Annotated in this window: 15 protein-coding genes; 5 read left to right on the forward strand and 10 right to left on the reverse strand. The window is 44.1% G+C overall.

The genetic code is table 11. The annotated features are described in order from the left end of the window. Positions 1–10 precede the first annotated feature (10 nt). Positions 11–322: a 50S ribosomal protein L21 gene (rplU, locus tag V1358_RS13600; RefSeq protein ID WP_105199571.1), complete on the reverse strand. Its 312-nt coding sequence runs from the start codon at positions 320–322 to the stop codon at positions 11–13. Positions 323–670: 348 nt separating this feature from the next. Between rplU and ispB the strand changes: the two genes are divergently transcribed. After that, positions 671–1,642 carry an octaprenyl diphosphate synthase gene (ispB, locus tag V1358_RS13605; RefSeq protein ID WP_347390503.1) on the forward strand — a complete coding sequence of 324 codons (972 nt, stop codon included), beginning with the start codon at positions 671–673 and terminating at the stop codon, positions 1,640–1,642. 71 nt (positions 1,643–1,713) lie between these two features. On the opposite strand, the gene rpoH is transcribed toward ispB, so the two are convergent. The 4 genes from rpoH to ftsY form a co-directional block, all read right to left on the reverse strand. Continuing rightward, positions 1,714–2,577, reverse strand: a complete 864-nt coding sequence (gene rpoH / locus V1358_RS13610; protein WP_347390502.1) for an RNA polymerase sigma factor RpoH — start codon at positions 2,575–2,577, stop codon at positions 1,714–1,716. 292 nt (positions 2,578–2,869) lie between these two features. Next, entirely contained in the window at positions 2,870–3,856 is a 987-nt protein-coding gene (ftsX, locus tag V1358_RS13615) for a permease-like cell division protein FtsX (protein WP_347390501.1), read from the reverse strand. Further along, the gene (ftsE, locus tag V1358_RS13620) at positions 3,853–4,533 is read right to left on the reverse strand and encodes a cell division ATP-binding protein FtsE (protein WP_347390500.1); all 681 of its coding nucleotides are present in this window, start codon (positions 4,531–4,533) and stop codon (positions 3,853–3,855) included. The genes ftsX and ftsE overlap by 4 nt, the downstream gene beginning before the upstream one ends. A 29-nt stretch (positions 4,534–4,562) precedes the next feature. Next, a complete protein-coding gene (gene ftsY, locus V1358_RS13625) occupies positions 4,563–6,395 on the reverse strand; it encodes a signal recognition particle-docking protein FtsY (protein WP_347393861.1) in 1,833 nt (610 codons plus the stop codon). A gap of 177 nt (positions 6,396–6,572) precedes the next feature. Here ftsY and rsmD point away from each other — a divergent pair, with 177 nt between their 5' ends. Further along, complete coding sequence (rsmD, locus tag V1358_RS13630; protein WP_347393862.1) at positions 6,573–7,175, forward strand: 16S rRNA (guanine(966)-N(2))-methyltransferase RsmD; 603 nt, start codon at positions 6,573–6,575, stop codon at positions 7,173–7,175. A 37-nt stretch (positions 7,176–7,212) separates the two neighbouring features. Here the strand turns inward: rsmD and V1358_RS13635 are convergent, their stop codons facing one another. The 3 genes from V1358_RS13635 to V1358_RS13645 are packed head-to-tail and all read right to left on the reverse strand — an operon-like array spanning position 7,213 to position 9,567. Continuing rightward, positions 7,213–7,806 carry a YjaG family protein gene (locus V1358_RS13635; protein WP_347393918.1) on the reverse strand — a complete coding sequence of 198 codons (594 nt, stop codon included), beginning with the start codon at positions 7,804–7,806 and terminating at the stop codon, positions 7,213–7,215. Further along, on the reverse strand, positions 7,793–8,119 hold the full coding sequence (locus V1358_RS13640) for a putative signal transducing protein (protein ID WP_347390497.1): 327 nt from the start codon (positions 8,117–8,119) through the stop codon (positions 7,793–7,795). Before V1358_RS13640 ends, V1358_RS13635 begins: the two co-directional genes overlap by 14 nt. Next, a complete protein-coding gene (locus tag V1358_RS13645) occupies positions 8,119–9,567 on the reverse strand; it encodes a hypothetical protein (RefSeq protein WP_347393863.1) in 1,449 nt (482 codons plus the stop codon). The genes V1358_RS13640 and V1358_RS13645 overlap by 1 nt, the downstream gene beginning before the upstream one ends. 206 nt (positions 9,568–9,773) lie before the next feature. On the opposite strand from V1358_RS13645, the gene V1358_RS13650 reads away from it, so the two are divergent. The 3 genes from V1358_RS13650 (at position 9,774) to V1358_RS13660 (ending at position 12,119) form a co-directional block, all read left to right on the forward strand. Next, entirely contained in the window at positions 9,774–10,166 is a 393-nt protein-coding gene (locus tag V1358_RS13650; protein WP_347390495.1) for a DUF2721 domain-containing protein, read from the forward strand. A 260-nt stretch (positions 10,167–10,426) separates the two neighbouring features. Continuing rightward, a complete protein-coding gene (locus V1358_RS13655) occupies positions 10,427–11,320 on the forward strand; it encodes a LysR family transcriptional regulator (RefSeq protein WP_347393864.1) in 894 nt (297 codons plus the stop codon). A 178-nt stretch (positions 11,321–11,498) separates the two neighbouring features. Continuing rightward, positions 11,499–12,119: a 2OG-Fe(II) oxygenase gene (locus V1358_RS13660; RefSeq protein WP_347390493.1), complete on the forward strand. Its 621-nt coding sequence runs from the start codon at positions 11,499–11,501 to the stop codon at positions 12,117–12,119. Positions 12,120–12,150: 31 nt separating this feature from the next. On the opposite strand, the gene ubiA is transcribed toward V1358_RS13660, so the two are convergent. Together ubiA and V1358_RS13670 are read right to left on the reverse strand one after the other, a co-directional pair. Next, a complete protein-coding gene (ubiA, locus tag V1358_RS13665; protein WP_347393865.1) occupies positions 12,151–13,020 on the reverse strand; it encodes a 4-hydroxybenzoate octaprenyltransferase in 870 nt (289 codons plus the stop codon). Continuing rightward, complete coding sequence (locus V1358_RS13670) at positions 13,017–13,562, reverse strand: chorismate--pyruvate lyase family protein (protein WP_347390491.1); 546 nt, start codon at positions 13,560–13,562, stop codon at positions 13,017–13,019. The genes ubiA and V1358_RS13670 overlap by 4 nt, the downstream gene beginning before the upstream one ends. Positions 13,563–13,709 lie beyond the last annotated feature (147 nt).

Below are 13,709 nucleotides of genomic sequence, written 5' to 3' on the forward strand. Positions count from 1 at the left end.
TACCTCTAAATTAAGCGCTAATGCCAGTGATTTTAACTTCAGTGAACCACTGACGGTGGCCCATCTGCTTACGAGAATGCTTACGACGTCTAAATTTAACAATCTTAACTTTCTCGCCACGACCGTGAGAAACAACTTCAGCTGTCACTTTACCACCGTTTACGAACGGTGTACCGATCTCGATTTTCTCACCATTAGCAACTAAAAGTACTGTGTCAAATTCAACTGCTGCACCAGTCTCAACGTCTAGTTTCTCTAGACGAATCGTTTGACCTTCAGTCACACGGTGCTGTTTACCACCACTTTGGAAAACCGCGTACATAATTAACTCCGTCTGTGCGCCCTCAAATCGACGCAACTAAATATTCTTCAATAGGGCGCGAAGTCTACGCTAAAACACCCTTATTGACAAGCGTATTTTTTCAATTATTTGTGAGAAAAAATGGCGCCGACGAGGACATAAAAAAATTTTCCTTATTTTATCTTTTTTTAACCGCTTGCCAAGGGCATTACGCACTTTTTAGGCAATTAATTTGCCTTTAGTTAATTTTTTACTTTGAAACCAATAAAAACGTTCGTTTCGTGCGAAAGAGTCGAGCAATGCTGAAAATTCATGTACAATTCACCGCGCAATTCCCCGAACAATCGACGTGGCACGGAACGGAGTTAAATGGATATAAAAGCTATCCAGACGCTTATCGATGATGATATGAACAGCGTCAACAAGTTAATATATGCACAAATGCAATCTGACGTTGCACTGGTCAATCAGCTAGGGCTATATATAGTCAATAGTGGCGGTAAGCGTGTTCGTCCTATGCTTGCACTGCTAGCTGCCCGCGCGTTGGGATACCAAGGCGATAAACACATCACTTTAGCAACGATCGTTGAGTTTATACATACTGCCACCTTGCTTCATGACGACGTAGTCGATGAGTCAGCGCTTCGCCGAGGCGAGCCAACCGCAAACGCCGAGTTCGGCAATGCAGCTAGCGTTCTTGTCGGTGACTTTATTTATACTCGCTCTTTCCAACTGATGGTTGGACTTGGGCAAATGCGCATCATGGACATCTTAGCCGACGCCACGAACGTGATTGCAGAAGGCGAAGTGTTACAGCTGATGAACTGCAATGACCCTGACACCAGCGAACAAAGCTACATGCAGGTAATTTATTCGAAAACTGCAAAGTTGTTCGAAGCAGCTACTCAACTCGCAGCAGTGATCACCGAGCAAGATAATGACATCGAAGAAGCCATGCGATTATACGGTATGCATTTAGGTACCGCATTCCAGTTGGTTGATGATGTATTAGACTACAGCGCCGATGCTGAAACTCTGGGTAAGAATATTGGTGATGATTTGGCTGAAGGAAAACCTACTCTACCGCTTATCTATGCCATGACTAAAGCGCAGCCTGAACAAGTAGCTCAGATCCGCACAGCAATTGAGCAAGGCAACGGCCTTGAACATCTCGATGATATTCTTGAGACACTCAAGCAAACAAAGGCGCTGGAAATCACGATGGAGCGCGCCCAGCAAGAAGCCGACAAAGCCATTGCGGCGCTATCTTTTCTTGCCCCTAGTGCTGAGAAAGACGCGTTAATCGCACTTGCGAATATCGCAGTTAAGCGTGATCACTAAGTTTCACGGATAAGTGAGCACAAAAAAGGCCAGCTGTTGCTGGCCTTTTTTCGTTACTGTCTTTTCACTCATTACGCCATCGCGTTCTGAAGCTTTTTCATTGCGCTTTTCTCTAGCTGACGTACACGCTCGGCTGACACATCATATTTCTGCGCCAATTCCTGTAGTGTCGCTTTTTCATCTGCCAACCAACGAGAAGTCACGATATCTTGTGAGCGTTCGTCTAGTGTTTTCAGAGCAGAGAATAAACGGGTGTGCGATTGCTCTTGCCACTGTTCTTGTTCGACCGACTCTGCCAAGTCTGAGCTATTGTCAGTTAAGTACTGCACCGGTGAGTATGTTGTACTAACGCCGCTATCATCGTCATCGTTAGTTAAGTCGAAGCCCATGTCTTGGCCGCTCATGCGCGATTCCATTTCACGTACTTCCTTTTCACTTACACCAAGCTCATTAGCTACGGTTGTTACTTCTTCTTGGTTAAACCAACCAAGACGCTTTTTGTTCTTACGCAGGTTGAAGAATAGCTTGCGCTGCGCTTTGGTAGTTGCAACTTTAACAATACGCCAATTTTTTAACACGTACTCATGGATCTCAGCTTTAATCCAATGAACTGCGAAAGATACCAGACGCACACCGACGCTAGGGTCAAAGCGTTTCACCGCTTTCATCAGACCGATATTACCTTCTTGAATTAAATCAGCTTGAGGTAAACCATATCCACTGTAACTTTTAGCAATGTGTGCAACAAAACGTAGGTGCGACATAATCAACTGCTTTGCAGCGCTTAAGTCACCCTCTTCTTGAAGCCTAGTAGCCAAACGGCGTTCTTCCTCGGCCTCGAGCATAGGAATGGTGCTAACCGCTTGCAAGTACCCTTCGATGCTCGCGCTTTGCTGGCCAACCGGAAATGCTAGTGCATTTAAATTTGTGCTCATTATTCACCTCGGATGATTTAATCTTCATCAAAATTTAGCACTCTAAAACCGAGAGTGCTAAAGCATTGTAACCTTTGACTGCATGCATATCAAGAAGTTCTCAATACTTGAAAATTAACACTTAACACCTTGTTTCTATTGTAAATAATATCAATATGAAACATTTAGAAATATTAAAGTTTAATTAAATTAGGTGTTATATAAGAGACAAGCTGGCATCGTGCACCGAATATTTAGTGTACTTTAGCAGCCGATAATGAGCATAGCAGCTCATTATCATAGCCGCTTAAATTTACACCTTATCCGGTTCGATTTCTTTGATATAACGACGCACAGATAAGTACGAGCCACTGAAGCCTAAGATCACCGCAAGCGAGATTAAGATTAAAAACTCTTGTGCATTAAGGCCTTGGAGAATAAAGCTTGATTGATAGATACCTGTGACCGTTTCTACCGCTGATTCCAACCACCACATCATGAGCAGATTACAAATCAAGGCGACAAAGCCACCAACCACACCATACCAAATACCCGTCCACAAAAATGGCGACTGGATAAAGCCGTTGGTTGCGCCAACAAGCTTCATGACTTGGATTTCAGTACGCTTATCCATAATAGATAAACGAATAGTGTTGCCAATGATTAAAATTACTGAGCTTAACAATAGAATGGCGATAGTAATAACGCTCTCTTTGAGTAAATTAAGAATCGCATTAAGGCGCTCTAACCACTCAATATCGATTTTACCAAAGTCGACCTCACGCTCTTGCTGCAGCTTATTGAGCAAGGCCTTAGCCGCTTGTGGGTTACGGTGTCGCTCGGTCGGTGTAACCAATACCACATCAGGTAAAGGATTTTCATCAAGATAATCTAAGGCATTGGCAAAGCCAGATACTTGCTTAAATTCTTCTAGCGCGCTGCTTTTACTTATATAACGAACGTCTTCCACTTCGCTAAACAATGCGAGGCGCTTAACCAGGGATTGCGTTTGCTGCTCACTCATACCTTGTTTTACAAACAAAGAGATTTCAGCTGCATTGTCAAATCCACTACTGACTTTTTGGACATTTTTAACGACCAAATATAACGTGGACGGCAAGGTTAAACTCAACCCCAATACTAAAATAGTCATCAATGATGCAGCTGGCGTTCGCCACATTTCACCTAGACTTTGAACTCCTTGACGGATTGTATTGAAAACCGCGAAGTAAATACGCGCAAAAAAACCATGCCCTTTGCGTTGGAACTCTGTTTCTCGGCCTTTGAATAACAAACTCATAATGCAGACTCCTGAGCAAGTGGATCCGTCAATAAACGGCCATTTTTCAATGTCAGACTGCGATACTTCATTCTCGCTATCAAGCCCAAATCGTGAGTTGCAATCAACACAGAGGTACCGTGTTTATTAAAGTCTTCGAACAGTCGCAAGATCTCCATCGACAGCTCGGGGTCAAGGTTACCCGTTGGTTCGTCCGCGAGTAAGATAGGCGGTGAATTGACAATAGCTCTGGCGATTCCGACGCGTTGCTGCTCACCACCAGATAATATTTGCGGGCTGCAACGCGCTTTATCAGCTAGGCCGACTTTTTCTAGCGCCGCAGATACACGTTTCTCTATTTGTTTGCGATGCGCCCCTTCGATGATCAGTGGCAAGGCCACGTTGTCGAATACAGAGTATCTATCGAGAAGCCGGTGATTCTGGAAAATAATACCAATATCACGGCGCACATAAGGAATTTGACTTTGCTTGATAGCACTCAAGTCCACACCATTGATTGCAACACTGCCCGCGGACGGGCGTTCCATCAAACTGATTAACTTGAGCAGCGTACTCTTACCAGCGCCACTGTGGCCTGTTAAAAAAGCCAATTCACCTTTACCTATATGAAAGCTGACTTTTTCTAACGCCATGTGGCCGCCGGGGTAGGTTTTGCTCACCTCTTGGAATTTTATCATTATTGTTATTTCCCAATTTGAAGTGCTAGTTATTGTTCACCACTAAATAGCGCTTCAATAAAGTCATCGCTTTTGAAAGTGCGCAAATCATCGATACCTTCACCTACACCAATATAACGAATTGGTGTTTTAAACTTGTCGGCAATGGCAAATATAACTCCACCTTTGGCCGTGCCGTCTAGCTTAGTCAAAGTGATACCTGTCAAACCAACCGCTTTATCAAACAAGTTTACTTGACTAATTGCATTCTGACCTGTTCCTGCATCAATGGTCAACATCACTTCGTGAGGCGCTTGTGGATCGAGTTTTTTCATTACACGTGCAATTTTCTCTAGCTCTTGCATCAAGTTATCTTTGTTCTGTAATCGCCCTGCTGTATCTGCAATAAGTACGTCAACATTACGAGCTTTCGCAGCTTGGAATGCGTCAAATACGACCGAAGCACTGTCTGCACCGGTATGCTGTGCTATCACAGGAATATTGTTACGCTCACCCCAAACTTGTAATTGTTCAACAGCCGCAGCTCGGAACGTATCGCCCGCAGCGAGCATTACAGACTTACCTTCTTGTTGGTACTGCTTTGCAAGTTTGCCTATGGTGGTTGTTTTGCCCACACCATTTACGCCAACCATTAGAATTACAAATGGCCCGTCCTTTTTATTAATTTCAAGCGGCTGTTCAGCGCTCGCTAGCATGTCTGCCATTTCTTGCTTCAACAGATCATACAAAGCATCGCCGTCTTTTAGTTGCTTCCTATCCGCCGCGTCCGTGAGACTATCAATTAGTTTTACGGTGGTATCTACACCAACGTCGGCAGTTAATAGTTGCGTTTCTAGCTCTTCAAAAAGTTCATCGTCGATTTTCTTGCCAACAAACAATGAAGCAAAACCAGATCCGATATTTGATTTAGTCTTAAGTAAGCCTTGTTTTAGTCGTGAGAAGAAGCCAGATTTTTTCGGAGCTTCTTGTTTCTCTTCACTTTGGGCAACCTCAGCTTCTTGTGCTTGGCGCTCAGCTTCAATACGCGCTGCTTCAGCCGCTTGCTCTTGTGCGTGACGCTCTGCCTCTAAACGTGCTTCTTCTGCGGCTTGTTCTTGGGCTTGACGCTCTGCCTCTAAACGCGCTGCTTCTGCCGCTTGCTCTTGCGCCTGACGTTCGGCTTCAATACGTGCTGCTTCAGCCGCTTGCTCTTGTGCCTTGCGCTCAGCTTCAATACGCGCTGCTTCAGCCGCTTGCTCTTGAGCCTGACGCTCTGCTTCAATACGCGCTGCTTCTGCCGCTTGCTCTTGAGCCTGACGCTCAGCTTCAATACGCGCTGCTTCTGCCGCTTGCTCTTGCGCCTGACGTTCGGCTTCAATATGTGCTGCTTCAGCCGCTTGCTCTTGAGCCTGACGCTCAGCTTCAATACGTGCTGCTTCAGCCGCTTGCTCTTGGGCCTGACGCTCTGCTTCAATACGTGCTGCTTCAGCTGCTTGCTCTTGTGCCTGACGCTGGCCCTCTAAACGTGCTTCTTCAGCCGCTTGCTCTTGAGCCTGACGTTCGGCTTCTAATCGCGCTTCTTCTTCGACTACTTGCTCTTGGGCTTGACGCGCTGCTTCTGCCGCTTGTTCTTGGGCCTGACGTTCGGCTTCAATACGTGCTGCTTCAGCTGCTTGCTCTTGAGCCTTACGTTCGGCTTCTAATCGCGCTTCTTCTGCCGTTTGCTCTTGGGCCTTACGTTCGGCTTCAATACGTGCTGCTTCAGCCGCTTGCTCTTGAGCCTGACGCTCTGCTTCTAATTGCGCTTGCTGTTCTTGTTGTTTCGCTTGCTCGTCTTTTTTCCCTAAGCCAAACCACGATAAAAACTTACTTTTCTTAGCCATAATTTAAAACCGTAAAACTCACCTAACTTGCGCACTGAAACTGAAAAGGAGCGTTTAGCTCCGTTAAATAGCACCACCGTAACGATGATAGCTGTTGCTAGCCGCGAATATTATTTATAATTGCGCGTTATATTATCATTTTCCCAGCATATGGAAAAAGCATAAGTGAGTAAAACCATGCGCGGTAGAAAAAAACCAACAAAAAGTGCCAACAAAGGCGCCGCACCCTCTGGCCAAATCAGGATTATTAGTGGCCAACACAGAGGAAGAAAGCTACCAGTGCATGACGTTGTTGGTTTACGCCCTACAACCGATAGAGTCAAAGAAACTGTGTTCAATTGGCTTATGATGGACGTACGCGATGCTAAGGTACTTGATTGCTTTGCCGGTGCAGGAAGTCTTAGCTTTGAAGCCTTATCTCGCTTTGCTTCACATGCCACCATGGTTGAACTCGACAACAAAGCAGCTCAGCAACTCACAGCCAATGCCGAGTTACTTAAATTGGACAACGCATCCATAATCAACACGGACGCACTGTCTTTAGTTGGCGCCGCAGCGACCACTCAATATGACTTGGTTTTTGTTGACCCGCCTTTTAATAAGGGTCTGGCGAGTGTGTGCTGTGAAAAGCTAGAAGCAAATGCTTGGCTCGAGAGTAATGCGCTTATTTATGTTGAGGTAGAAAGTGATAATCAAGACTTTAGCGCCCCAAATAACTGGCAGGTCTTAAAAGAGAAAAAAGCAGGTCAGGTGTGGTGCCGACTGTATCAACGTAAATAACCATGGCAGCTCCTATAGAGCTGCGCTATAGCCACAGTTATGCGATTTCAACACCGATATTAGTTTGCCCATCAGCAACCGCTAGTTTGCGAAGTGCTTTAGCATTATCTTTATCTAATCTGCCCATCGCTTCTACAAAATCAATCAGCTCAGATAACACACTAATTTCATATTCCATTAAAGGATGCTGATTCACATCTTTGGATGTATACGTTTGTTCTTCGAGTTCGAATTGATATTCAACTAAACGAGCAACGGTGCCCTGCGCAATTTTGCATACATTAACAAACTCTTGATCTTCCTTGCTTTGTAACCCCTGCAGTAAAGTTAGTAAAGCCGTTGCCGCATCGATTGCTGGGTAAACTCCAAAAACGTCAAAATCATTGACCTCTGGCACATTTGGCTCAACCTTTTCGACTAACTTTTCGATGCTGATTTTGCTCTTCGGTAGAAGAATTTTCTCCCAACACAACGCCAAGGCATTGTTTAGTACCTCGGCATCGCCAAATTCCAATGCTTCGCTGAACAACGCATAGTTTGGCAGCATACGCTCAAGTAGTGCAGCCGCAAGCGAGGCTTTCTGCACGGTATTTAAGTCTCTGATACGTTGAAAGTTATTAGGCTTGTTCATCATGCTCTTTCATACAAGACCAGCACAAATCAAACGTCGCAGGGTTCCACTGTTTACAGGAATCGCACTGCCATTTTTGCGCTGATGATTTCGATTGACGGTATTCTAGCAAGATTTCTTGGGCTGCGGGCAGTTTTATATTATAAACCCAGACACTCACAGAGGCTTCGATGAAGGGGATTTCACCAAGTGCGCCTTGCAGCGCTTCGCCTTTGAGCTGACATTGTATACCCGCATGTTCTAGCATGCCTTTTACAATGTTGGCCTCGACGCTGTGTGCAGCGTCAAAGGCCTTCACCCATGTAAAGCTCATTAAGAATCGCTTTGTAGTTGCTTCTGGGCGTAGTCAAACTTCAATTTGTATTCCATCATTTTTTCTTGTGCTTGCTCGAGCTCATCTTTTAACTCTAGATGCTCTGAACGTAAGCTATCGAATGCCTGACGGGCTTGTTTCGAGTCGTTATCGATACGAGAACGCAGACTCTCGTTACGCTGCTGTTCGTCACGATGACGGGCAACCAGCTCCTCAATTTTTTCTTTTAAGCTTTCGATCTCTTGAGCTTCATCGGCACAGCGTGCCTGAGCTTGTTCAAGACTTGAACTCAACGATGCTTTGTCATCATCCAGCTCCTGATTTTGCTGTGTTAGCTCATCAAGACGCTTTTCAAGGTCAGCATGTTGCTGTTGCCACTTCTGTTGCTCTTTCAAGAACTCGTTCTGTTGCTTTTTACCCTGTTCAACCAAGGCTTTTTGATGTTGCTCAGTCTGTTGAGTCAATTGTTCTTGCAACTCGTCAATCTTCGCTAGCTGCTGCTGCAAAGAGGCCACCTCTTGTTGAGAATGTTTGTATTGCTGCTCAATATCCTCTTGATGGATATGATAAGAGGCAACTTTCTCTTCGAGTGTCGAGTTTGCTTGTTTCTGCTGTTCAAGTTCAGATTGAGTATCAGCAAGTTGTGTACGCAAATCTTCACCCATTTGCTTCAAACGCTGAACCATCATCTGCTGATTCTCACCTTGCTCAGATGACTCATTTAATTGCGCTGAAAGATCTGAGAGTTGTTGATTTTGACGACTCACCAATTGCTCATAATGAGCAAGCTGCTCAGCAAAAGCTTCGTTTTCTTTTTGCAACTCATCAAGCTGTTGCATTGCTTGTTCGCTGCCCTGCTGTTGCTGTGACATCTCTTTGAGTTTTTCTTGCCACGCAGCATTGCTTTGTCTTTGTTTTTCTAGCGCTTGTTTTAAAGATTGATTCTCTTTATCCAACGCATTTTTTGCATCACGTAACTCAGTAACCGTTGAGTGTAACTCTTCGTGTTCACCTTGAGAGTTGAAGTGATCGCTCTCTAACTCAGTAATGCGATGCTTTAGTGCAGCTAGCTCGTGTTGTTTTTGTTTTAATTGAACATGCTCGTCAGCATACTGAGCATTTTCTTGTTGTGCTTCGAGTAGCTGCCTATTCTGTTTGGCATAACGTTCTTTTAAGGCCGCTAGCTCTCCCTGAAGCTCTTCAACTTGGGCACTGTGCTGAGGTTGCTCTTGATTGCTCCCCAATTGTGCAGCTATGAGCGCAACACTCAACTGCTGACTAAGCTGTGACACCAATTGACCCAACTGAGAATTGCCAGAAGAATTAGCCAGGGCTTTCGTTAACTGCTCCGGCTCAACATGGAATAAATCTGCACAACGTTGCGCGAACTCGTGCGCCAATTTATCTGGTGCCTCATCATGGTGAGGTTTACCATTGTTGATAGCCATTGTTCCCCCTATTGCATAAGCGCTATGCTTTATTGTTTTGTTTTAACACTGCGCTTATAGGCATATACATATGCTTGATTAATCTCGTCTTTTACCTTAATTTTTAAGTTGACGAGCCAAATTGTTAATATTAAGCCTGTAATTTGTAAAAATGTCTAGCTCATAGTTAACAATCTATAAGTATATACCTAAATAATGGAAAAAAGATGACATTAACGACCCCCGCACTGCTTTTTCCCGCCATATCTCTACTACTTTTAGCGTATACAAATCGTTTTTTGGTGTTAGCGCAGTTAATCAGGGAATTGAACGCCCGAGAAGGTGAACAAGTCAGGCCGTTTGTCATAAAACAAATTGATAACCTAAGAAAGCGCATTCGGCTTATACGCACCATGCAAGGCTGGGGCGTTGCTTCTTTTCTACTGTGTACGCTCGCCATGTTCGCATTATTTATAAATGTCACCTTAGTCGGCACCATTTTGTTTGGTGCCAGCCTAATTGCGCTAATCATTTCATTGCTGACTTCTTTATACGAAATACATATTTCATGCGATGCCATTGCAATAGAGTTAGAATCGATTGGGCAAAAGAATAAATAAGCAAAATTAGTACTTATATTAGGTACAAATGGTGGTTATATAAAATAAAATGTATAAAAATAGCCACTCTCCCCACTCTAAAATAACCTTCAAAAACTCATTTAACCCTTATAAACAGCGGCACGTAACGTTAACAACCATCTAAGACGAATAGCTCATAAGCCATTTAACGACTTTTTCTATATATTTTGGGAACAATGTAATAGTATTAGCAACGCATTTATAATACGACCGATATACTTACTTTAAGGGAATTAAAAGTGAGATTTGAACAATTAAAACAATTCTTAGCACTGGGCTCATTACGCCATTTCCGTCAAGCTGCAGAGCAAACAAACATTAGTACGTCTGCTTTAACTCGAAGTATTCAAACGTTAGAAGAAGAAGTTGGACACCAATTAGTCAAACGCTCGACCCGTTCCGTTGTATTAACGCTTGAAGGTGAAATGTTCCTGCAGTTTTGCCACACCACCTTGGAAGATTATCAAAAGACTAAAAAGCAATTAGATAAAGCGAGCGGCAAGTCCAATAACCTACTGGTTGTTGGTTATACCAATTACGCCAGCGCAATCGTTCCTATTTCCTGTGGTCAGTTTATGGCTCGCCATCCAGAAATAAAGATAGAAATGCAAATGCAAGATAGCGATGCGTTACACTCAATGCTCAAACGCGGTGAAATTGACGTTTTTGTGAGTGAGTACCCTTCTAGTGCGAATAACGTCGATGTACAGCTTCCTGATCAACTGCTGCTTTTTGCCAGAAGTGACCATCCGCTTGCCAATAAAAGCCACATTACCATGACCGACCTTGCACCTTACTCTCTACTGGGGTGTTTTTCTCAGAGTTTACATCTACAAGCAATGATGGGTGAAGCCGCACAATCAATGCATAAATCGAGTGATATTCGGCTTGGCAGTATTGATGAGGTGATTAACATAGTGCGTCAAGGTCACAATATTGCTTTAGCGGCGATTGAGCATACGGGGCAGATCAACAACCATTCCGATTTAGTGCAAATCGCCACCAACTTCCAACAGCCGAGTAATGAACGCCTGGTCGTCAAAACCCATGCGCAAACCGCTAATCAAAGTCATGTTGATGAGCTACTTAATGTGATAACTCAGACGGCAAAAAGTCAGGGGCTCAACGCGTAATATAGACTTTGAACTGCTTATTTACAGCGTTTACATAAGCAGTTCAAAGCTCCTTTTAGGTACAACTAATTTGTACCAAATGACCTATTCTATTTCTTTGCTCATCCGTTGAAAAAGTACTCACTGCTTTGCAGTTTCAACGGTATACTTGGCCACCCTTAATCACCGATCAATCTATGTGAACACAGAATTGTTATTCGGGCGTATTCTTGATGATATTTATCAACAAGGTTATGCCGTTATCGAGAATGCTTTATCACCTTCGACTATTGAGCAGCTATATCTGAGCGCTACACAACAACTTTGCCATTTTTCACCCGCTGCAATTGGTCGCCAAGCAGAGCTTCAACTTAATGAAGAGATCCGCAAAGATAAAACTCTTTGGTTCAGTGGCGAATCTACCTCTGAAAGAGACTATCTCGGTATTATGGAAGCACTACGCACGCAAATTAACAGGCATTTTTATCTCGGGCTGTTTGATTATGAATGCCACTTTGCTTACTACCAAGTGGGTGACTTTTATAAGAAGCATTACGATGCGTTTAAAGGGCGTTCAAATCGGGTGATGACAACCGTTTTGTATCTGAATACACCGTCCCAAGGCGGTGAACTTGTTATATACAAACCGCGCTCGAAGGAAGTAGCACAATGCGTAGCACCAAAAGCTGGCACTCTAGTGGTTTTTGAGAGCGAACGCTTCATGCACGAAGTATTACCAGCGAAAGAAGAGCGCTTTTCTATAGCGGGATGGTTTAGAAAAAACGCCTCTATCGGTGGGGTTATCGACCCACCAAAGTAAGCTGTAGCGCCAAGTGGATTGGCGCCATTTATCAAAGCAAGCTGATAGCCAATCCGACGAAAATGACTAAACCGACATAATGATTGTTTAAAAACGCGTTAAAGCAAGCATCTCTATCGCGCTTACGTGAGAGGTAAAGTTGCCTCACTAACAAACAGACAGCCAGAGCTAGGCCGAGCCAATATGGCCAGAACAACGCCATCGACACGCCAATATAGGCCAAAATAGCAATAAATAAGGCATCAAGTAGTGCAATGATCGCTAAATCGTAGCGGCCAAACAGAATCGCTGTCGATTTCACACCTATTTTCAAATCATCGTCTCTATCGACCATGGCATACAAAGTGTCATAAGCAACTGTCCACACTAGGTTAGCAAAAAACAACAGCCAAGCTTGCAGCGGCACTGTTTCTAATATTGCCATATAGGCCATGGGAATGGCCCAACTAAACGCCGCCCCCAACACCACTTGGGGTAAATGAGTGTAGCGTTTCATGAAGGGATAGCACGCCGCTAAGCCAAGCGCAGCGAAAGACAAAGCAATGGTTTGCCAATTAAGCAGTAACACTAATAGAAAAGCGATGACGATGAGCAACGTAAATAAGCTCAACGCCTCTCCTGCACTTACCTTTCCTGCGGCTAATGGTCGCGATTGAGTGCGCTTTACTGCACCATCTACTTTTCTATCCGCAAAATCATTGATAACACAGCCTGCGCTACGCATTACAAACACGCCTGCGGTGAAAATCAAAACCAATTCAATTGCTGGCCAATCCGCACCTGCGAGCCATAATGCCCAAAACGTTGGCCACAGTAATAAGTAGGTGCCAATGGGCTTGTCCATGCGCATCAGCTGCTCATAGTGAGGCCAGTGCTGCCAGTGCAGAGCTGCGAGTTTCATAGGTAAGAATAGGCTCCGGGTAAAAACACTTCACATACCATGATGTGTTGGTCAGTTAAGTCAAAACGACTGCGGCGCCCCCACAAAGGTTGCTGCGGCAAGTTAAAGCTATCACATAAATCGGTAATATCTTGATTAGTGCTAAAATCAGCGACCTGCAGTTGTTGACGACATAGATGAGGGTCTTGAAATATCACTTCTCCCAAAGGCTGGGAACCCAAGTGAGATAAATCGACATTAGCATGTGGCTGCGTGTATTCAGGGATCCAGCTTTGAGCATAAACCATAGGCTGATTGTCGCAGAACAAAATCACTTCGCGCACTCGAACTTGTTTCGATTGTTGCTCAAACAGTTCGTTTTGATACGCAGTAACAGGCAGAACCTGTTCACTTATCACTTCAACGGCGAAATGTTTGCAGTGAGACTTTAGTCTTTTGGTTAATGAGTTAGGCTCTACAAGCCAATCTAAAAGGGCACTCGGCAATGTCACGTTATCAACGTTTTGCCAATTTGCTTCTAGCGACAAAGGATAGGTAGGCAAAAGAACGACTCAATAATTTAATAAACACGGCGCGATCATACCACTGCTCCCCTCCGCGCTAAAGTCATCTCCTAAAAGTAGTAACAACACAAGAGTTTTCTTGGGTAATAAATCCAATTTAGGTGCATATTCGAGCGTATTTACAAT

The sequence above is a fragment of the Pseudoalteromonas pernae genome (genome assembly GCF_039831865.1).
GTDB lineage: Bacteria > Pseudomonadota > Gammaproteobacteria > Enterobacterales > Alteromonadaceae > Pseudoalteromonas > Pseudoalteromonas pernae.